Below are 20497 nucleotides of genomic sequence, written 5' to 3'. Positions count from 1 at the left end.
CTCCTACCGGCCCACGTGCTCGGCCACGAACGCGGCCAGCTCGCCCGGGGTCATCGCCCCTACCGCCGCGCCCACGTCGGCCAGCCGCTGGGCGGTGGCCCGGTCGCACGCCGGGTCGGCCTCCTCGTCCAGCGCCGCGAGGGCCAGCACGTGCGTGCCCTGCTCCACGAGGTGCTTCACCGACCGGACCAGACGACCGGCGTCCCCGCCCTCGTAGAAGTCGGACACCAGCGCGACGATCGTCCGGCGCGGGTTCTCCACGAGCTGCGCGCCGTACGCGACCGCGCGGGCGATGTCGGTGCCGCCGCCGAGCTGAACCTTCATCAGCAACTCCACCGGGTCGTCCACGTCGGAGGTCAGGTCGACCACCTCGGTGTCGAAGGCGACCAGGTGGGTCCGTACGCCCGGCAGCCCCCACAGGCAGGCGGCGGTCACCGCGGCGTGGATGACCGAGCCGAGCATCGAACCGGACTGATCCACCAGCAGGATCACCTGCCAGCGGTCGAGGTGGCGGCGGGTGCGGGAGAAGAAGTGCGGCTGCCGTACGTGCAGCCGGCGCTCGTCCGGCCGCCAGTGCGCCAGGTTGGCCCGGATGGTGCGCCGGACGTCGAAGTTGCGGGCCTGCCGGAACCGGCTGGGGCGGCGCGCCCGGGGCCCGGAGAACGACTGCCGGACGTCGGCGGCGAGCCGCTCGACCAGTTGCCGCACCACAGTCTCGACGAGCTTGCGGGCCAGCCCCAGCACCTGCGGGTCCATCAGGTGCTTGGTGCGCAGCACCGCGCGCAGCAGCGCCGGGTTCGGCTCTACCCGGGCCAGCACCGCCGGGTCGGTGACGACCTCGTGGATGCCGTACCGCTCGACCGCGTCGCGTTCCAGCCGCTGCACCGTCTCCTTCGGGAACAGCCTGGTGATCCCGTCCAGCCAGTCCACGGTGGTCAGCGCGGACGGCGCGGACCCGCCGCGCCGCACATCGCGGCGGCCGAGGTCGGCGTCGCGGCCGTAGAGCCAGTCCAGCGCCGCGTCCCGGCCGGCCGCCTCGGCCGACAGGCCGCCCAGGCTGTCCTGCGCGGCGTCGCCGAGCACCAGCCGCCAGCGTTCCCGCATCGGGTCGCTCACGCCCCGTCCCCCTCCCACAGCCCTTCCCGGGCCAGCAGCTCGTCGACCCGCTCCTCCACCGCACGGGCGGCGGCCACCAGCAGCGGGTCGGCGTCCAGCCGCAGCAGGTCACCGGGCGGCGTGTCACCGCCGTGCAGCGCCTGCACGTGCCGGGCCACCTCGGCCCGCTCCCGGGGCGGGAACCAGCCGAACGCCTGCCGCAGCGCCGGCAAGGCCACCAGGAACTCGTGCGCGCCCATCGAGGCGAGCAGCTCGTCCACGACTGTGAGCAGCGCCGCGTCGCCGGACACCACCTCCTCCCGGGCCAGCGCGAACAGCCCGCCAAGCCAGTCGCCGAGCGTGTCCGGAGCGGCCACGGCCCGGACCGCGCGGGCGGCGTCCGGCACGTCCCCCAGCGACCAGGCCAGGCCCAGCGCGGCGCCGCGCAGGTCCGGCGGAGCCGCCGGGTCGGCCGCCACCCGGCCGGACACGGCAAGCGCGCCGTCCCGGTCGAGCCCCAGCGTCGGCCCGGCGTGGCGGACCGCGTCCCGGACCGCGACGAGCGCGGTCAGCCGGCCCGGGTCGGCCGGCGCGGCCGTGGCCCGCACGCCCTCGACGAGCCAGAGCGCCCGGCGTACGGCGGCGGTGATCAGCACGCCCAGCGGTGCGGTCCCGGCGCTGCCGAGCAGCCGGTCGTGCCGCCACAGGGCCAGTGCCACGGCGAGCGCCCGGCCCAGCGCCCGCAGGTCGGTGACCCCGCCTGCGGCGCGGCCGATCGCGGTGAGCGTGCGCGTGGAGTGCTCGGGCAGCCCGGCCAGTGCGGTGTCGAACAACGTCGTGGCGAGCCCGTCCACGTCCGCGCCGAGCAGCGTCACCCGCTCCTCGATCCGGGCGGTGACCGCGTCCAGGACCGTCGGGCCGTACCCGCCGGCCTCGATCACCCGGGCGAGCCGGTCCGCCGACGGCGCGGGCGACCAGCGTTCGGTGAGCAGCGCGTCCGCGCCCACCCGCGGGCCGCTCTCCCGGGTGTGACCGGGCACGTCGAGCAGCCGCAGCCGGTGCAGCAGGCGGCTCCGGCCCAGGTCGTCGGCGTCGGTCAGGTCCAGCTCGACCGCCTCGCGCGGATCGATCCGGTGCCGTGCCAGCTCGGCGTCGACGTCGTGCACGAGCGGCGGCAGCGGCGTGTCCGGGTGCAGCCGGCCCACCCGGTCGCCGCTGAGCGCGGCGACCATCTCCACCACCACCGGGTGCGCGCCCGGCGCCAGCGTGCCCCGGGTCGCCCACGGCAGCGGCTGGTCGAGCGCGTCGGTGACCAGCGCGGACACCAGCCCGTCGAGCACGTCGACCCGGCCCGGGTGGGCGTGGCCGCGCAGCCGGGCCAGGCCGCCGGCCATGCTCCGGGCGGCGATCAGGTCGGCGGTGGAGACCGGCTGCCGCCGGGTACGCAGCCGGGCCGCCACCGCCTCGGTCAGCGCCTCCGCGGCCCGGCGCGGGCCGTCCTCCCAGACCCGCTGGTAGTACGCCGGGGACGGCATGCCGGACTGGTAGCCGACGAACGCGTCGAGGCGCCGGAACGAGTACGGCACGAGGTAGCTGCCCGCCACCGCGTCCGGTGCGGGAGCGGGGATCTCCGGCCAGTCGTCGTCCGCCCCGTCGTCGCCGGCGGTCAGCCGGACCAGTGCGGGACGGTGGAAGCCGCCCGTCACCACCAGCACCGGGCGGCCGGCGGCGCGATGCCGGGCGGCGCGGACCCAGCGGGCCATGTACGCCTCCCGGGCGGTGTCGTCGGCCCCGGCCGCCGACTCGCCGCGCAGCACGTCGAAGTACGTGTCCAGCCGCTCGGCCAGCCCGTCGTCCGGGCCGATCTCGAACAGGTGGTCCCAGAGCGCGTCCACGTTGTCCACGGCGAGCGTGGCGCAGAGCCGGCGGACCGCCTCGGCGTACCGCTGGTCGGCGTCGGCGTACCGGTTGGCGCGGTCGGACAGCGCGGGATGCCACGCGGGCAGGTCGATGAAGCGCAGCTGCGCGCCCACCTCCCGGCCGGCGGTCAGCGCCACCCACTCCGGCGAGTACGCGCAGAACGGGCTCCAGGAGGCGTGCCGCCGCGTGCCGTCGCGGTGCGCGGTGAACACGGCGATCGGCAGCTCGTGGTCTGCCAGCAGCTCGTCCATCCGCCCGTTCAGGTCCGCCGGCCCCTCCACCAGCACGTACGCCGGCCGCAGCCGCGCCACGGTGGCCGCGACCAGCCGGGCGCAGGCCGGACTGTGGTGCCGGACGCCGAGGAACGTGACGCCGCCGGGCGCCTCGACGGCGCTCACCCGGGCAGCAGGTGCCGGGCGTCGTGCACCGCCCGCCACTGCGCGCCGGACCGGCGGGGCACCTGCTGCTCCAGGTAGCGCCGCAGCCGGGCCAGGTCCTCGGCGTCGTCCTTCGCGGCGGTGCCGGCCAGGCAGGCGACCAGGTCGGCGGCGTCGCCGGGTTCGCCGCGCAGGAACCAGCCGCGCAGCCCGACCGCGTGCGCCACCGACACCGCTTCCGCGGTGCTCATCACCGCCGACAGCCGCTCCATCGCGTCGCCGCGTTCGGTGATCCCGGTCCGCAGCTCCCGGAACGTGGTGACCAGCACCTCCAGCAGGTCGCGCCGGGGCGGCGCGGCCACGCCGGAACGGCGCAGCAACTCGCCCGCCTCCGCCTCGACCAGTTCCAGCTCGGTGCCCAGGTCGGGGATCGGAAACACGGTCTCGAAGTTGAACCGCCGCTTGAGCGCGGCGCTCATCTCGTTGACGCCCCGGTCCCGGGTGTTCGCGGTGGCGATCACGTTGAACCCCTCGCGGGCGAACACCATGGCGTCGGCGCCGGGCAGCTCGGGAATGGCGAGCACGCGGTCCGACAGCGGGGAGAGCAGGCAGTCCTGCACCTCCAGCGGGCAGCGGGTGATCTCCTCGAACCGGACCACCCGCCCCTCCGCCATGCCGCGCAGCAGCGGCGCCGGCACCAGCGCGCGCGGCGTCGGGCCGTCCGCGACCAGCAGCGCGTAGTTCCACGAGTAGCGGATCTGGTCCTCGGTGGTGGCCGCGCCGCCCTGGATGGTGAGCGTGGAGTCGCCGCTGACCGCGGCGGCGAGCAGCTCCGACAGCAGCGACTTGGCGGTGCCGGGCTCGCCGACGAGCATCAGCCCACGGCTGGTCGCCAGTGCCACCAGGGACCGGTCGATCAGCGACGGGTCGCCGACGAACTTGCGCCGGATCCCGGCCGCCGGGTCGCCGAGGATGAACCGCCGCGCGGCACGCAGGCTCAGCCGCCAGCCCGGCGGGCGCGGGTCACCGTCGTCGGCGGCCAGCGCGGCCAGCTCGTCGGCGTACCGCACCTCGGCCGGCGGGCGCTGCGCCCGCTCGGCGGCCGGGGGCCGCTGGGCTCGGTCGGCGGCCGGGTCGAGGGCGGTCACCGGGTCACCTCCGCCAGGTCGCGCAGCACCTCGGAGACGGTGACGTCGTCCAGGTCGCCGAGGCGGACCTTGCCGCCGCGCTGGTACCAGTCGCCGTAGGGCACGTCGTTGACCCAGATCGCCTCGATCTTCTGGTCGGGGAACATGTCCACCACGCCGACAGCGATGCCGGGATCGAGGTCGATCACCACGGCCCGGCCGCCGGGGACCTCGCGCTCCAGCCAGCTCTGGATGCCGGCGTCCTGCGGGGTGCCGCGTCGCCAGCCCCGCCGTTCCAGGCTGAGCAGCCGCCCGGCCGGGACCGTGACGCCGATGTGCCGGTGCAGCAGCGCCTCGCCGCGCTCGGCCGCCTCCAGCCGGTGCACCTCGCGGCCGAGCTGCGGAAAGGGCTGGAGGATCTCGTAGTCGGCGAAGACCTCCGCCCAGGCCGGCACCGCCGCGCCGAGGTGCAACGGGTGCGCGATGGTGACGGTGGCGTCGTCGGGCAGCGCGTACGTCTCGTCGTCGGCGTCGGCGAGCGTGCGGTCCTCGGCCACCCGGAACGCGGTGCCCACCGTCCCCGCGTCGTCCACTGTGCCCCAGACCAGCCGGCGCACGACGTGCCAGAGCAGCGGGTGGGACAGGAAGTAGCGGCGGAAGTCCGCGGCCGGCCAGCGCCGCCCGGTCACCATCGCCGCCTCGAAGCGACGGATCTGGTCGGCGGCGAGCGTGCGCACGTCCTTCTTCAGGCCGGCGAAGCGCTTGTGCGCGGCGGGCGCCAGCGTCGCGTCGTCCCGGGCGCCGGGCTTCGGCAGGTCCTTGCGGCGGGCGCCGGTGCCGTCCACCACGTACGGCTTGAGCTGTTCGTCGAAGCCGACGGTGAACCGGCGCGGCCCGTAGTCGAGGACCAGGCTGCCGTCGGCGTCCAGGCCGAGGTCGGGCACCAGCCGGTCGCCGAGCTGCTCGGGCGTCAGGCCCAGCCCGTCGGCGACCTCGGTGACCTTGCGCGCCGCCTGCTCCCGCAGGCCCCGGAACTTCACCTTCTGCGAGATGCCGTAGAGGTGCATCAGCGCCACGTCGGTGCCGATCTGCGCCAGCACCTCCAGGCCGGTCACCGCCCGCGCGTGCTGGCTCTCGCCGGGCCAGGCCCGCACCAGCGGCGCGAGCCGCCGGGCGGTCGAGTTGTCGCCGAGCAGCCCCAGCGCGGTGAACGCCCAGCCGTCCTTCGACGGCGCGCCGGCACTCTGCCAGCTCTCGAACAGCGCCCAGGCGAACTCCGCCAGGGAGTCGGCGTCGCACGCCGCGCGGACGATCTCCACCCCCGGGTACGGCTCGCCGGGCGAGGAGATGGCGAGCATGGTGCAGAGGTGGCGGACCGCGTCGGCGGGCAGCGCCGCGGAGCGGTCCCGCAGCATCACCTGCGGCAGCACCGCCGGGTCCAGCCACGCGGGCAGGCTCGGCATCCGGGCCGGGAGCTGGGCCAGCGGGTCGGCGTCGAGCATCGCCGTGGCGGCGGCGAGCGCCTCGTCGCCGTACTCCCGGGCCACGCCCAGGAGCGTCTCGCGGTGCTCCGCGGCGACCAGGCGCAACGCCCGCTCGGCGGCCCGGCGGCGCGGGCCGGGCGTGCCCAGGGCGGCGGGGAGCAGCGCCCGCGTGGCGTACTCCGGGTGCCGCCGCAGCCAGGCGCGGGCGGTCGGGCGGGCCGACCTGAGCCGGTCGAGCCAGTCGGCCATCAGGTCGGCGACCTCACCGTCGGCGTACGGCAGCAGCACCTCGCCGACGCTCTTCGGCGCGGTGCGGGCCAGGTGCAGGGCGGCGGGCAGGGCGTCCAACTCGTACCGGCCGGCCAGGCGGGTCATCCATTCGTCGGCGCCCCAGGACTCGTCGGGACGCCAGGCCGGCAGCAGCGGCCGGGCCAGCTCCTCGGTCGCCCGGACGAAGAAGTGGATCGCCTCGTACGAGCCGGCCCGCCCGGCGGCGACCTCGGCGGCCAGCACGGTCAGGTCGTCGCCCCGCCACCAGCCGGACCAGCGGGGCACGACCGCCGCCCACCGTTCCCGCTCGCCCGGCAGCCAGGCCGTGGCGGACCCGGCGGGACGGGTCAGCCCGTCCACCACCGGCGGGGTGGACCGTGGGCGCCGCACCGACCAGGGCGGGGACACCAGCACCGGCGGCAGCCGGTCCGGCCCGGCGACCGGCAGCGCGGACGCGTCGTCGCGGATCCGCTCGACCCGTTCCCGCTGCGCCGCGTCCAGCGCCGGCAGCGCCGCCTCGACAGCGGCCGGGTTGGCCAGCACATGGGCGCGCAGCAGGGTGGCCGCCTCCCGGGCGGCCGGGCTGCGCCCCTCGACGGCCGCGGACAGCAGGCGCACGCCGCGCACCGGGAAGCGGCGCAGCGTCTCCGTCACCGCGGGCGGGACGTACTTGCGGTCCAGCCGGCCGAGCAGCGCCGTCATCGGCTCGTCGCCGGGCAGGGCCGCCAGCAGCGACACCAGCCGCTGCCGCCCGTCCGCGCCGGTGTGCTCGTGGTCGAACCACCCGGCCAGCACCGGCGCGACGGGCGGCCCGACCGCCGCGGTGGCGGTGACGATCGGCGCCTGGTCGTACATCAGCCGGTAGACCACCAGGTGGCCGGCGAGGGCGTGGATCGCGTCCACCTCGTCGACCGCGCCGAGCAGCAGCTCGGCGAGCAGCGGGCCCCCGGCGCGTGCCACGTCGGCGACGTCCTGGGCCACCCACTCCCGCTCGGTCGGCAGCAGGAACGAGGTGACCGCCCGCGTCGCCAGCGGCCGGGACCGGTACGGGACCAGCGCGGTGCGGGCCGCGGCGTAGTCCTCGTCGCCGGCCGCCGCGAGATGCGCGCGGACCCGGCGCAGCACGGACTGCCGCAGACGCCACTGGCCGTAGTTGTGTGACTTCTCCGCCTCGGTGCGGTTGAGCAGAAGCGGGGACCCCGGCCCGGCGGCCGCCACGGTGATCTGCTCGGTCGCGGCGACCGCCGCGCCGACCGGGCCGAGATCGGCGACCAGCAGGTCGGCGACAGCCACCCCCTGCTGGTCGCGTCCGTTGTAGCCGAGTGCCGCCGCCACTGCGGCCACCAGCGCGGCCCCGCCCAGCGGACCGGGCTCGCCGTCGAGGTAGCCGCGCAGTGCCGGGCCCAGCTCCGGATCGCCGGTGGCCCGGGCGGTGGCGGCCACCGGGACGGCCACCGCGTCCAGCACCTTCCGCCCGGCGGCGCGGCCCTTCGCGGCGCCCGGCAGCGCCGGGCCCGGCGTGCCGCCGCGGCGCGGAATCAGCATCCGCCGCCAGCCGGCCGGAACCTCGAACGCGTCCTCGTCCGGCAGCTCGCCGGCAGGCGACGTGGCCGACGGCGCCCCGGCCGTTTCCGGGTCGCGGCTCGGCGCAGCCGGCTCGACGGCGGGCGCTCCGGTGGGCCCGGCGGGGGACGCGCCGGTCGTCTCGGCGTATCCCCTGCGCAGTTTCTCCGCGACCAGCCGGTCGGCGTGCGCGGCGGCCTCGGCCGGCGAACCCAGTTCCTTGACCTGGGTGCGGCCCTGCGCGCCGATGGCTCCGTAGCGGACCGTCACCGTCGCGTCGCGCTGCCCGACCTCCCAGAACTTGGCCGAACCGCCGCCCACGAACTCGAATCTGCGCACACCGTCTCCTTGATCGCCCGCAGTGTGCCGGGACCATAACCGGCCCCACCGACAGCGCGGAGATCAGGTGATCAGCAGGCCGATGCGGCTCAGCGTCAGGTCACCGGTCATCCCGATCACGGCGCCGACGATCATGAACGCTACTCCCACCCGGTGCGTGAAGTCGATGCCGGTCCACGCCGCCCCGCGCGCCGCCCGACCGGCGCGGTTATCCTCCGCCGAGCCCGGGTACCGGGAGCCGCATGGCGGAGATGGCATCGCTCTGGATCGTCCGGCACGGCGAGAGCACGGCGAACGTCGCGGCCACTGCGGCCGAGACGTCCGGCGCCGAGCTGATCGACCTCACCCACCGGGACGCGGACGTGCCGCTGTCGGCGACCGGCGAGGAACAGGCACGGGCGACCGCCCGCTGGCTGGCCGGGCTGCCGGAGTCGGGGCGACCGGACGTGGCGGTGGTGTCGCCGTACCTGCGTGCGGTGCGCACCGCCGAGCTGGCGCTCGACGGCACCGGGATCCCGGCGAGCGTCGACGAGCGGCTGCGCGACCGGGAGCTGGGCATCCTCGACGGTCTCACCGGCCACGGCGTGGCCCGGCGCTACCCGGAGGAGGCGCAGCGGCGTACCCGGCTCGGCAAGTTCTACTACCGGCCCCCCGGCGGCGAGTCCTGGACCGACGTGGCGCTGCGGCTGCGGGCGCTGCTGGGCGACCTGCGCCGTGACCACGACGGGGGCCGGGTGCTGCTGTTCGGCCACGACGCGCTCGTGTTCCTGCTGCGCTACCTGGTGGAGGGGCTCACCGAGGCGGAGCTGATGGCGCTGACCCGGGAGCACGTGATCGCCAACTGCTCGGTCACCGGCTGGCACGCCGACGACGACGGCCGGCTCGTGCCGGACGTGTTCAACGACGTCGCCCACCTGCACCAGCAGGGGGCGAAGCCCACCAGGGAGGACGAGGTCCATGCCGAGCCGGTCTGACGTGATCACCCCCGCGCTGCTGCGGGACTGGGCGCTGCCGGTGCCCACCGGCGGCAAGGAGGCGCGGGGCACCGTGCTGGTGGTCGGCGGCTCCCGGTTCACGCCGGGCGCGGTACTGCTCGCCGGGGTGGCCGCGCTGCGGGCCGGGGCCGGCGTGCTCCAGCTCGCCGCGGCCGAGTCGACAGCCGCGTCGCTGAGTATCCAGGTGCCCGAGGCGCTCGTGATCGGCCTGCCGGAGACCGACGACGGCGCGGTCCGCGGCGACCCGGGTGACCTGCTCGGCGGCCTGGTCGCCGAGGCGGACGTGGTGGCCGTCGGTCCGGGGCTGCGAGACATCGACGCCACCGGTGAGCTGCTGCGCCTGGTCCTCGACGCGGCCGGTCGGGAGACCGCGCTGGTGCTCGACGCGTACGCGCTCGGCGCGCTCAGCCACGCGCCGGACCTGCTGGCCGGCTCCGGCCGCAAGGTGGTGCTCACCCCCAACCTGACCGAGGCCCGCCACCTGCTGGGCCGCGATCCGGGCGACGACCTGGACGCCGAGGCGGTGGAACTGGCCGGCCGGTACGACGCGGTCGTGTCGCTGTACGGGCACATCGCGACGCCGGACGGCCGGGCGTGGCGGGAGGAGAGCGGGGACGCCGGGCTGGGCACCTCGGGCAGCGGCGACGTGCGGGCGGGACTGCTCGCGGGCCTGCTGTCCCGGGGCGCCGACCCGGCGCAGGCGGCCTGCTGGGCGGCGTTCGCGCACGCGGTGAGCGGGCAGCGGCTGGTCCCCCGGTACGGGCGGATCGGCTTCCTCGCCCGGGAGCTGCTGGACGAGATCCCGTACACGATCGCCACCGTCTGACGATCCACTTCACCGGGCTCCCATCACGTGTAACACCACGTGATGCGGTGGCGCTGGTCCGGGCGAGGCCGGTACTTCGCCGTACCTCCGCCCGGACCGCAGCCCGTGCAGGGGTGCGGTCCACCCGCACGCACCCCTGGGAGTCTGTGTGAACAATCTCCGTCGCAAGACACTCGCCGCGGCGTCCGCGGTGACGCTCGGCGCCGGGCTCGCCCTCACCGGCGGCATGGCGCCGGTCGCGGCCGCCGGACCGGAGACCTCGTATCTGGTACTCGCCCCGCAGGGCAACGGCACCGCCAAGGCCGCCGCCCGCGTGGCGGCCGCCGACGGCACAGTGGTGGCCGCGTACGACAAGATCGGCGTGCTGGTCGTGCGCTCGTCCGCCCCGGACTTCACCACCCGGGTGGCGGGCGCCGGCGTCGAGTCGGTCGCCTCCACCGCCGGCCTGGGCACCGCCCTGGACGAGGGCGAGACGGTCGAGGCGCCGGCCGCCACCGGCGACCCGACCACCGAGCCGCTCTACAACCTTCAGTGGGACATGGACATGATCCGCGTCCCGCAGGCGCACGCGGTGACCGGCGGCAACCCGTCGGTCGTGGTGGGCGTGCTGGACAGCGGCATCTCCAGCAGCCACCCGGACCTGGCGACCCAGATCGCCAGGGAGAAGAGCGCCTCCTGCGTGGGCGGTGTCCCGAACACCGCCGAGGCCGCGTGGAACCCCACCACCAGCGACCACGGCACCCACGTGGCCGGCACCATCGCCGCCGCCGTGAACGGCGTCGGGGTCACCGGCGTCGCCCCGGGCGTGCAGGTCGCCGCCGTCAAGGTCGTCAACGACGACGGCTACATCTTCCCGGAGGCCGCGGTCTGCGGGTTCATGTGGGCCGCCGAGCACGGCTTCCAGCTCACCAACAACAGCTACTACATCGACCCGTGGCAGCTGAACTGCCGCAACGACGCCCGCCAGCGCCCGGTGTGGAAGGCCGTGCAGCGGGCCCTGCGCTACTCGCAGTCCCAGGGCGTGCTGCACCTCGCGTCGGCCGGCAACTCGAACTGGGACCTGGCCCACAAGATCACCGACACCGGCAGCCCGAACAACGGCACGCCGGAGGAGCGCGAGAACCTCACCAACGCCTGCCTGGTCCTGCCGGCCGAGGCGCCGGGCGTGGTGACCGTCGCCGCGGTCGGCCCGACCGGTGAGAAGAGCTACTACTCGTCGTACGGGCAGGGCGTGATCGACGTGACCGCGCCGGGTGGCGACACCCGGTTCCGGACCCAGGGCGCCCGCTCGACGTCCGCCGACGGCATCCTGTCCACCACCTTCAACACCACCACCCGCACCAACGGGTGGGGCTACAAGCAGGGCACCTCGATGTCCAGCCCGCACGCCACCGGCGTCGCGGCGCTGGCGCTGTCCGCGCACCCGGGCATGAACCCGGGCCAGCTGGCCTCGTTCCTGGAGCGCACGGCGGTCGCGAAGTCCTGCCCGTCGGGCGTCTACAACCCGGTTCCGCTGATCCCGGCGGGGCCGGACGCGTACGACGCGACCTGCTCCGGCGGGAACCGCAACGGGTTCTACGGCGCCGGTGTCGTGGACGCGTACAACGCGGTGAAGTAACTCTGATCCGCGTGGACCGGGCCCGGCAGCGATTGCCGGGCCCGGTCTGTTTGTCCTGGTGAGGCCCCGGGTAGGGGGGCACCGTCAGCCGACTTAGGAGGTAACCGGTGTCCACCGACGCGATCGTCCTGCTCAAGGAGGACCACAAGGAGATCCGCCGCCTGTTCAGGGCCTTCCAGGAGGCCGAGGAGGGACCGGCGAGCAAGCGCGGGAAGATCGTCACGCAGATCCTCGAAGCCCTCACGGTGCACACCTACCTGGAGAACGAGGTGATGTACCCGGAGGTCCGCAAGCTGGTGCCCGAGGTCGAGGACGACGTCCTGGAGTCGTACGAGGAGCACCACGTCGCGGACGTGCTCTGCTTCGAGCTGTTCACCATGGACGCCGACGACGAGCGCTTCAACGCCAAGACGACGGTGCTGATCGAGAACGTGTCGCACCACATCGAGGAGGAGGAGCAGGAGTGGTTCCCGAAGGTCCGCGAGGCGCTCGGCCGTAACCAGCTCCAGGAGATCGGCCAGCGGATGCTCGACCTGCGGCCGAAGGCTCCGAAGACCCCTACCGCCCCGGAGGCGCTGAAGAAGTCGCTGGACGCCGTGGTCGCCTGACAGCACCCCGACGCGAGCGGGACCGCCCCTTCTTCCGGGGCGGTCCCGCTCGCGTCGGTGCTCAGTCGCCCGAGCCGGGCTCGGCCATCTCTCGCCCGGGCCGGGTCGAGGCCGGCCCCCCAGGTGTGCCCCGGGACGGGCGGCCCAGCCCCGCAGGTCCCGGCCGGGCCGGTAGGATCGGCACCGGGCCGTGACTGGCGCGTGGAGATGGAGCACCATCGGGGAGCGGCCTCGTCATGAGGACGCATGCCGAGCGCCTGGGCCTTCCGCACGTCACCTGGAGGTCGCATGTCGCGCAACGCCGAGTCCACCGCCTTCCGCAGCGCGCTTGAGGTCGTCCGCGGCGTCGAGCCGCGCGTGGCCGACGCCATCGCCGCGGAACTGGCCGACCAGCGCGAGTCGCTCAAGCTCATCGCCAGCGAGAACTACGCCTCCCCGGCGACGTTGCTGGCAATGGGCAACTGGTTCAGCGACAAGTACGCCGAGGGCACGGTCGGGCGCCGGTTCTACGCCGGCTGCCAGAACGTCGACACCGTCGAGGCGCTCGCCGCCGAGCACGCCCGGGAGCTGTTCGGCGCGTCCCACGCGTACGTGCAGCCGCACTCGGGCATCGACGCCAACCTGGTCGCGTTCTGGGCGGTCCTGGCCGACCGGGTCGAGTCCCCCGCGCTGCGCAAGGCGCAGGCGCGGCAGGTCAACGACCTCACCGAGGCCGACTGGTTCGCGCTGCGCCGTGAGCTGGGCAACCAGCGGATGCTCGGCATGTCGCTGGACGCCGGCGGGCACCTCACCCACGGCTTCCGGCCGAACATCTCCGGCAAGATGTTCGACCAGCGCAGCTACGGCACCGACCCGGCCACCGGCCTGATCGACTACGACCGGGTGGCCGAGGCGGCCCGCGAGTTCAAGCCGCTGATCCTGGTCGCCGGTTACTCCGCGTACCCGCGGAAGGTCAACTTCCGGATCATGCGGGAGATCGCCGACTCGGTCGGCGCCACGTTCATGGTCGACATGGCCCACTTCGCCGGGCTGGTCGCCGGCAAGGTCTTCACCGGCGACTTCGACCCGGTGCCGCACGCGCACATCGTCACCACCACCACGCACAAGTCGCTGCGCGGCCCCCGTGGCGGCATGGTGCTCTGCGGGCCGGAGCTGGCCGACCAGGTGGACCGGGGCTGCCCGATGGTGCTCGGCGGGCCGCTGCCGCACGTGATGGCCGCGAAGGCGGTCGCGCTGGCCGAGGCACGCCGCCCCGACTTCGCCGACTACGCCCAGCGGATCGTGGACAACGCGCAGGCGCTCGCCGACGGGCTGCTGCGCCGGGGCGCGACGCTGGTCACCGGCGGCACCGACAACCACCTGGTACTCATCGACGTGTCCGGGTACGGCCTGACCGGTAGGCAGGCCGAGCAGGCGCTGCTGGACTCGGGCATCGTCACGAACCGCAACTCGGTGCCGCAGGACCCGAACGGCGCCTGGTACACCTCCGGCATCCGGATCGGCACCCCGGCGCTGACCACGCGTGGGCTCGGCGCCACCGAGATGGACGCCACCGCCGAGCTGATCCACACCGTGCTCAGCCAGACCACGCCCGGCACCGGCCCGGACGGCGCGCCGTCGAAGGCGAAGTACGTGCTGGACCCGGCGGTCGCCGAGTCCGTCGGCAAGCAGGCCGCCGACCTGCTCACGCCGTTCCCGCTCTACCCCGCGGTCGACCTGGGCTGACAGTCGTGACGGCGGCGCCCCGGGAGGACGATCTCCCGGGGCGCCGTTGCGAAGGGGGTCAGCTCAGCGGGCGCTTCAGGTGGTAGCGGTGGACCTCGGTGCTGCCCTGCACGTTGTTCACGTCCTCGGCGGCGGAGACCAGTTCCCAGCCCTCCCGGCCGACCCGGTTGAGGTGCGCGACCGCGGTGTCGCCGTACGCGGTCACGTCGGTGCGTGACCCGTCCGGGCCGTACCACACGAACGAGACGTGGAAATTGCGACCCTGACCCTGATACCGACGAACGAGCAACGCGTACTCCCAGGCAACCATTCGTCCATTATCAACAGACGACCGGAGTCAGGGAACACGCACGGTGCCGGAGCCCTGACACTGCGGCGTCACACCTACGGCCATGGTGTCGGTGACCAGCGCGGCGAGCCGGTCCAGACCCACATCGATCGACTCCGGTGTGACGGCGCTCACCGACAGCCGTAGCGCGTCGACAGGTGTGCCCGCGTCGTAGAAGTGCGCCATCGGGGTCCAGAGCACGCCGTACTCACGCGCCGAGCGGTGCAGCAGCGCGTCGTCGACCGCGAACGGCACGCTCACCACCACGAAGAACCCGCCCGCCGGCACGGTCCAGGAGACCGGGCCGCCGGCCGGGAAACGCCGGGTCAGGCCGTCGACCAGGTGGCGCAGGTTGCGGGCGTACGCGGCCCGCTCCCGGACGTTCGCGGCCACCAGCGAGCAGTCGTGCGCCAGCAGCGCACCGCCGATCACCGCCTGACTGATCGGCGACGTGTTCACCGTGACCATGCTCTTGATCTTCGCGAGGTGGTCGGCGAGCGGGACCACAGCGCCGTCCGCCTCCCCCACCCGCTGGTCGGCGACCACGTAGCCGACCCGGGCGCCGGGTAGCACGGTCTTGGCGAACGAGCCGAGGTAGACGACCCGGCGGGCGGTGTCCAGCGCCTTCAGGGTGGGCCGCCGGTCGGTGCCGTCGGCCGGGAACAGTCCGTACGGGTTGTCCTCGATCAGCAGGATATCCTCCTCGGCGGCCAGGTCGAGCAGCCGCCGCCGCTGCGTGGTGTCCATGCTGACGCCCGACGGGTTGGCAAAGTCGGGCATCACATAGCAGCCCCGGGGCCGCAGCCCTCCGGCACGGGCGCGGCGCACAGCGGCGCGCAGGTCGGTCAGGTCGACGCCGTCCGGTCCACCGGCCACCGGGTGCACCGGCAGGTCGACCAGGCGGGCCGCGCCGGTGAGCCCGACGTACGTGGGTGCGACGGCCAACAGCACGTCGGCCGGGCCGGTCCGCAGCGCGCGCAGCACCAGGAACATGGCCTCCTGGCAGCCGACCGTCACCACTATCGACTCCGGGTCGACGGTGAGCCCCTCGTCGACGTCGAGGTGACGGGCGATCAGGTGGTGCACGATGCCCTTGGTGCGCCCGTACTGCAGCAGTGTCCGGTCCACGCCGGCCCGGTCCAGCCCGACCTCCTCGGCGAGGTGGCGGCGGAAGCGGTCCAGGTGCGTGTGCAGCAGCGCGGAGTCGAAGAACTCCTCGTACGGGCGGCCGGCCGCCAGCGACACCGCGTCCGGGTAGTGCTGCGCCACCTCGTTGAGGAAGTTCATCGAGTTCAGCGCCGGGTCGCCGACGCTGCCGTGCAGCGCCGTGACGGCCAGGTCGACGGGCTCCACGTCAGCCTCCGATCCGGGTGAGCAGCCGCCGGGCCGAGGCCGGGTCGGGGCAGCCGCTGAGGATGAGCGCGTCGCGCAACTCGGCCGCGAGCAGCGCCAGCGCCGCCTCGGCACCGGCCCGGCCACCGGCCGCGAGCGCCCAGAGCAGCGGCCGACCCAGCAGCACGCCGTCCGCGCCGAGCGCCAGCGCGCGCAGCACGTCGACGCCGCTGCGGACGCCGCTGTCCAGCAGCACCGCGCACCGCTCGTCGACCGCCTCGACCACCTCGGGCAGCATGGCCGCGCTGGCCGGGGCGGCGTCGAGTTGCCGCCCGCCGTGGTTGGAGACCACCACGGCGTCGACGCCGGCGTCCGCCGCGCGGACCGCGTCCCGCGGGTCGAGGATGCCCTTGACCAGCAACGGCACCCGGGTACGCTCCCGCAGCCACTCCAGGTCCGCCCAGCTCAGCGCCGGGGCGAACACCGCGCCGGTGTGCACCGCCACCGCCGAGACGCCCGGTGTGCCCTGGTGCGCCAGGTCGTCCCGCCCACCCGGCAGGTTCGCGGCGGTGACGTGCGGCGGCAGCGCGAACCCGTTGCGGGCGTCGCGCAGGCGCCGCCCGAGCACCGGCACGTCCACAGTCACCATCACCGCCGCGCATCCGGCCGCCGCCGCCCGGTCGAGCAGGTCGGCCACCAGCGCCCGGTCGCGCAACCAGTAGAGCTGGAACCACACCGTCGCGCCGGTCGCCGCGATCTCCTCGATCGGGGCGCTGGACAGGGTGCTCGCCACGTACGGCACGCCCGCCGTGCGGGCCGCCGCCGCGAGCGCCGGCTCGCCGTCGGGGTGCAGCAGACGCTGGTACGCCATCGGCGCGACGGCCACCGGCAACGCGGCCCGGCCGCCGGGCAGCGTCGCCTCGGTGGACGGGTCGTCGATCCCGGCCAGCATCCGGGGCAGCACCGCCACCCGGTCCAGCGCGGCCCGGTTCGCGGCCAGGGCGGTCTCGGTGCCGCTGCCGCCGTCGACGAAGTCCCACACGTCGGCCGGGAGCACCGCCCGGGCCGGCGCGGCGAACTCGGCCAGGCTGGCCGGCGACACGAACCCGTCCGCCGGATCAGCCATTGTCGGCATCCGTCGCCGCCGCCGGGTCGAGCCCGAACGCGCGGCGCAGGAAGGCGGCGGCGCGTTCCTGCGCCAGCCGGCCGGCGTCGAACACGCCGGGCATGGCGAAGAAGCCGTGCACCATGCCCGGGTGGTCGTCGGTCTCGGTGGGCACGCCGGCCTCGCGCAGCCGAGACGCGTACCGCAGGCCCTCGTCGCGCAGCGGATCGTGCCCGGCCGTGACCACGAACGCCGGTGGCAGGCCGGACAGGTCCTCGGCGAGCAGCGGCGACGCCAGCGGGTGGGCCGCGTCGCCCGGGTCGGCGAGGTAGTGGCCGCGGTACCAGCCGACCGAGTGCCTGTTGAACAGCATCGGGTCCTCGTCGTCGGCCGGCCGGCGCCCGGGGCGCTGGTCGGTGTTCGGGTAGACCAGCAACTGGGCGGCGAGCCGGGGACCGCCGTCGGCGCGGGCCAGCAACGTGGCCGCCGCGGCCAGGTTCCCGCCCGCGCTGTCGCCGCCCACCGCCAGCCGGTCCGGGTCGACGTGGAACTCGGCGGCGTGCGCGGCGAGGTGACGCAGCGCGGCGTGGCAGTCCTCCACCGCCGCCGGGAACGGGTGCTCCGGGGCGAGCCGGTAGCCGACCGTCACGGTCTGCGCGCCGGTGAGGTTGACCAGCCGGCGGCAGATCCCGTCGGCGGTGTCGACGCTGCCGAGCGTCCAGCCGCCACCGAAGAAGTAGACGAGCGTGGGCAGCGGGCCGTCGCCGCCGGGCCGGTGGATCCGCACCGGCAGCGGCCCGGCCGGGCCGGGTACCGTCGTGTCGCGTACCTCCGCGACCGGCTCGACCGCGCCGGAGCCGGCGCGGATCGCGGCGAGGTCGGCGGCACGGGCCTCGGCGAGGGTCTGGGTGTAGAGCGGCACGGTGCCGGCGGCGGCCCGCGCGGCCCGCCACGCGACCACCTGCGGATCGAGTGTCATCGGGCCTCCCCTGTGGTGACGAAGAGTTTGTCGATACCGCGCAGGAACAGGCTCCCGCTGTACGTGTAGGGCTGGGTGACGGCGAGCCGGGGAAAACGCGCGAACAGGCTCGGCAGCGCCAGGCGCCCCTCCAGCCGGGACACCGCCGCGCCGAGGCAGAAGTGCAGGCCGACGCCGAAGGCCAGCGACGGCGGGCCGTCGCGGTGCGGGTCGAAGCGGTCCGGGTCGGGGAACCGGGACGGGTCCCGGTTGGCGGCGGCGATCAGCAGCAGCACGTTGCCGTCGCGGCTGATCGGCACGCCGTCGAGGTCGACGCCGGCCGGCGCGGAGCGGGCCAGGAAGTGCACCGGACTCTCCATCCGCAGCACCTCCTCCACGCAGCCGCGGGCCAGCGCGTCGTCGCCCGGCAGCGCGGCGGTCACGTCCGGATGCTCCAGCAGCAGCGGCAGGCCGTTGCTGAACATGTAGACGGTGGTGACGAAGCTGGCGTTGAACAGCACGATCAGGTTGCTGATCAACTCGTCCTCGGTGAGGTCGACGCCGCCCGCGTCGAGCACCTCGGTCAGCCCGCTGATCAGGTCGTCGCCGGGCGTGCGGCGCCGGTGGGCGATCAGATCCCGGTAGTAGGCGCGCAGCTGTCCGGCGGCCTGGTTGGCCCGGGCCAGCCGCTCCGGCGTCTTGCCGGCCACGTCCATGTACTCGTCGATCCAGTCGACCCGCTGCCGGTACCAGGACAGGTCGGTCGCGGGTAGGCCGATGAACTCGGCCATCACCAGCGCCGGGACCGGGTACGCGAAGTCGGCCACGAAGTCCACCTCGTGGCCGTCCGCGCCCACCTCGGCCATGTGGTCCAGGCGTTCGGCGACGATCCGCTCGATCGCCGGCTCCAGCGCGCCGAGGCGGCGCGGGGTGAACGTCCTGGCGAACACCGCGCGCATCCGGGTGTGGTCCGGCGGGTTGACGAACATCATCGAGGTCCGGAAGGTGCGCAGGATCTCCTGCTCCTCCCAGCCGGGCGGGAAGCCCTTGTACCAGCCGGGGTCGCGCAGGATCTGGTCCACCACGTCGTACCCGCCCGCCACCGCGCTCACGGTGCTGTGCTCGGCCCGGGCCGGAACGGCGTTCATCGGCCCGTGCTCGTGCAGGGCCGCGTAGAAGGGATAGGGGTTCTGCCGGCCCTGCTCGCTGTAGAGACCGGTCAGGATCTCGCTGACGTCCACTGTCTTCCTCCCCAGGAAACGACGGCGGGGGCGGCGTCGTGTCGACCGCCGCCCCCGCCCGGTGTCACAGTCCGAGCAGCTTCAGTGGTACGGCGTTCGCCATCACCGCGGCGCCCGTGTCGTTCGGGTGGATGTGGTCCCCCGAGTCGTACGCCGGCAGCAACCGGCTCGGCTGGGCCGGATCGCGCATCACCGCGTCGAAGTCGACGACACCGTCGAACTCGGCCCGGCCGGGCCCGCGCAGCCAGGTGTTGACGGCCTGCCGGGTGGCGTCCTTCTCCGGGGTCCACACGCCCGGCCCGCCGTTGCCCTCGTACGGCATGAGCGTGCCGGCGATGCTGGTCAGGCCGCGCGCCTGGACCTGCCGGTTGAGCTGGCGCAGCGTGGCGATGATCGCCTCGGGGCTGTCGCCGTTCATCCAGATGTCGTTGATGCCCAGGTGGGTGATGACGGTCCGCACCCCGGTCTGCGGGAACACGTCCTCGTTGAGCCGGGCCAGCGCGTTCGGGCCCAGCTCGTAGTAGCCGGGGAACCCGCCCGCGCCGGGCTCGGTGCCCTCGTGGTTGAGCCGGTTGCCGGCCAGGCTGAGGTTGAGCACACCCGGGGTACGCGGCTCCGGGCGGGCGTCGATCAGCCGCTTGGCCAGCAGGTCCGGCCAGCGGCGGTCGGCGTTGACGGTGCTGCCGTTGCCGTCGCTGATGGAGTCACCGAGCACCACCACCGAACCGGGCGTGGCCCGGCGTTCCACGTCGATGCCGGACAGGAACATCCAGCAGCAGTTGGGCCGGATGGTGAAGCCGGTGCCGTCGGCCGCCGAGGTGAGGTCGGTGGCGCCGATGAAGTTGGTGACCCGGGACTGGCCGTGGAACGTGACCGGCCCGGTGAGCACCGGGAAGTACAGGGTGACCACCAGGTCCTCCTGCTCGGCCACCGGGAAGGCCACCGGGTCGCTGAGCAGCTCGGCGCCCTTGTTGATGGTCGTCGAGCCGGCGCCGGAGAACGTCAGCTGGCGCACGCTCGCCGGGACGATGTCGGACAGGTCGTCGGGGGTGGCGGTGTTCGGCCGGGCGATGGTGGCGCGGCCGACCTGGATGGCCTGCTGGCCGTAGAGGTTGGTCAGCCGCACCCGCAGGCGCGGCCCGCCGACCGAGGTCTGCACGGTCATCCGGATGCTCTGGTTGTTCAGGCCGGTCTCGGTCAGGCCCACGGTGTTCCCGCGGGTCACCGCCGCGGCCCAGGTTCCGGCCCACTCGGCGCGCCCGTGCCCGGCGCGGTCGTTCCCGGTCGGGCCGGCGCTGGCGGTCACCGCGGGGGTGGCGGCGATCAACAGTGTCACGGCGGAAGCTACGACGTGCCATCTCTTCGGGGTCGGCATCGATCCTCCATGGTCGGCAGCCCCGGGCGTGACGCGGTCGGCGGCACCGGCCCGGGCGATGGACCGGAAACTAGCTTCCGGCTGTGACGAGCGTCAATCAACCTGATCGACATGATCAAATGCCCGGGGGATGTGACGCAGCGACGATCGGCTCTGTCCGCCGTGGATCGGGGCTGCCTAGGCTCGGGGCTGGCGGCGGTGCGGTCGCCGA

At 74.6% G+C, this 20497-nt stretch carries 16 protein-coding genes and 1 riboswitch; of the genes, 5 read left to right on the top strand and 11 right to left on the bottom strand.

Features of this window, described 5'->3' with window-relative positions; translation table 11 throughout:
* Positions 1–3 precede the first annotated feature (3 nt).
* The 5 genes from C569_RS0101815 to C569_RS31945 all read right to left on the bottom strand — a co-directional run bounded on the left by C569_RS0101815 (position 4) and on the right by C569_RS31945 (position 8433).
* Complete coding sequence (locus C569_RS0101815) at positions 4–1116, bottom strand: VWA domain-containing protein (protein WP_018784117.1); 1113 nt, start codon at positions 1114–1116, stop codon at positions 4–6.
* Positions 1113–3413 (bottom strand): DUF5682 family protein, encoded by a 2301-nt coding sequence (locus tag C569_RS0101810; protein ID WP_018784116.1) that lies wholly within the window; start codon positions 3411–3413, stop codon positions 1113–1115. Before C569_RS0101810 ends, C569_RS0101815 begins: the two co-directional genes overlap by 4 nt.
* Positions 3410–4540: an AAA family ATPase gene (locus C569_RS0101805; RefSeq protein WP_018784115.1), complete on the bottom strand. Its 1131-nt coding sequence runs from the start codon at positions 4538–4540 to the stop codon at positions 3410–3412. The genes C569_RS0101810 and C569_RS0101805 overlap by 4 nt, the downstream gene beginning before the upstream one ends.
* On the bottom strand, positions 4537–8175 hold the full coding sequence (locus C569_RS0101800; RefSeq protein ID WP_018784114.1) for a DUF4132 domain-containing protein: 3639 nt from the start codon (positions 8173–8175) through the stop codon (positions 4537–4539). The genes C569_RS0101805 and C569_RS0101800 overlap by 4 nt, the downstream gene beginning before the upstream one ends.
* A 63-nt stretch (positions 8176–8238) precedes the next feature.
* Positions 8239–8433 carry a hypothetical protein gene (locus C569_RS31945; RefSeq protein WP_081635883.1) on the bottom strand — a complete coding sequence of 65 codons (195 nt, stop codon included), beginning with the start codon at positions 8431–8433 and terminating at the stop codon, positions 8239–8241.
* Here C569_RS31945 and C569_RS0101790 point away from each other — a divergent pair.
* The 5 genes from C569_RS0101790 to C569_RS0101770 all read left to right on the top strand — a co-directional run bounded on the left by C569_RS0101790 (position 8418) and on the right by C569_RS0101770 (position 13947).
* A complete protein-coding gene (locus C569_RS0101790; RefSeq protein WP_018784113.1) occupies positions 8418–9149 on the top strand; it encodes a histidine phosphatase family protein in 732 nt (243 codons plus the stop codon). The two genes, C569_RS31945 and C569_RS0101790, sit on opposite strands and share 16 nt — an antisense overlap.
* Positions 9133–9996, top strand: coding sequence for an NAD(P)H-hydrate dehydratase (locus C569_RS0101785; RefSeq protein WP_018784112.1), 864 nt, complete (start codon positions 9133–9135; stop codon positions 9994–9996). The genes C569_RS0101790 and C569_RS0101785 overlap by 17 nt, the downstream gene beginning before the upstream one ends.
* A 148-nt stretch (positions 9997–10144) precedes the next feature.
* Entirely contained in the window at positions 10145–11614 is a 1470-nt protein-coding gene (locus C569_RS0101780) for a S8 family serine peptidase (protein WP_018784111.1), read from the top strand.
* Positions 11615–11721: 107 nt separating this feature from the next.
* Positions 11722–12222, top strand: a complete 501-nt coding sequence (locus C569_RS0101775) for a hemerythrin domain-containing protein (RefSeq protein ID WP_018784110.1) — start codon at positions 11722–11724, stop codon at positions 12220–12222.
* Between the two features lie 180 nt (positions 12223–12402).
* Positions 12403–12492: riboswitch (ZMP/ZTP riboswitch) on the top strand.
* An 18-nt stretch (positions 12493–12510) separates the two neighbouring features.
* Positions 12511–13947 carry a glycine hydroxymethyltransferase gene (locus tag C569_RS0101770; RefSeq protein WP_018784109.1) on the top strand — a complete coding sequence of 479 codons (1437 nt, stop codon included), beginning with the start codon at positions 12511–12513 and terminating at the stop codon, positions 13945–13947.
* Between the two features lie 58 nt (positions 13948–14005).
* Here C569_RS0101770 and C569_RS0101765 read toward each other — a convergent pair whose 3' ends face one another.
* The 6 genes from C569_RS0101765 to C569_RS0101740 all read right to left on the bottom strand — a co-directional run bounded on the left by C569_RS0101765 (position 14006) and on the right by C569_RS0101740 (position 20286).
* Positions 14006–14257, bottom strand: coding sequence for a hypothetical protein (locus tag C569_RS0101765; RefSeq protein WP_026267583.1), 252 nt, complete (start codon positions 14255–14257; stop codon positions 14006–14008).
* Between the two features lie 27 nt (positions 14258–14284).
* Positions 14285–15628 (bottom strand): PLP-dependent aminotransferase family protein, encoded by a 1344-nt coding sequence (locus C569_RS0101760; protein WP_018784107.1) that lies wholly within the window; start codon positions 15626–15628, stop codon positions 14285–14287.
* A gap of 1 nt (position 15629) precedes the next feature.
* Positions 15630–16733: an alpha-hydroxy acid oxidase gene (locus tag C569_RS0101755; protein WP_018784106.1), complete on the bottom strand. Its 1104-nt coding sequence runs from the start codon at positions 16731–16733 to the stop codon at positions 15630–15632.
* Positions 16726–17691: an alpha/beta hydrolase gene (locus tag C569_RS0101750; RefSeq protein ID WP_018784105.1), complete on the bottom strand. Its 966-nt coding sequence runs from the start codon at positions 17689–17691 to the stop codon at positions 16726–16728. Before C569_RS0101750 ends, C569_RS0101755 begins: the two co-directional genes overlap by 8 nt.
* Complete coding sequence (locus C569_RS0101745; protein WP_018784104.1) at positions 17688–18911, bottom strand: cytochrome P450; 1224 nt, start codon at positions 18909–18911, stop codon at positions 17688–17690. Before C569_RS0101745 ends, C569_RS0101750 begins: the two co-directional genes overlap by 4 nt.
* 64 nt (positions 18912–18975) lie before the next feature.
* Positions 18976–20286 carry an SGNH/GDSL hydrolase family protein gene (locus C569_RS0101740; protein ID WP_026267582.1) on the bottom strand — a complete coding sequence of 437 codons (1311 nt, stop codon included), beginning with the start codon at positions 20284–20286 and terminating at the stop codon, positions 18976–18978.
* Positions 20287–20497 lie beyond the last annotated feature (211 nt).

Origin of the sequence: Micromonospora sp. CNB394 (genome assembly GCF_000374985.1) — a bacterium.
Taxonomy (GTDB): domain Bacteria; phylum Actinomycetota; class Actinomycetes; order Mycobacteriales; family Micromonosporaceae; genus Micromonospora; species Micromonospora marina.
Note: the sequence above shows the minus strand (reverse complement) of the source record. Positions and strands in the feature narration are given on the sequence as shown.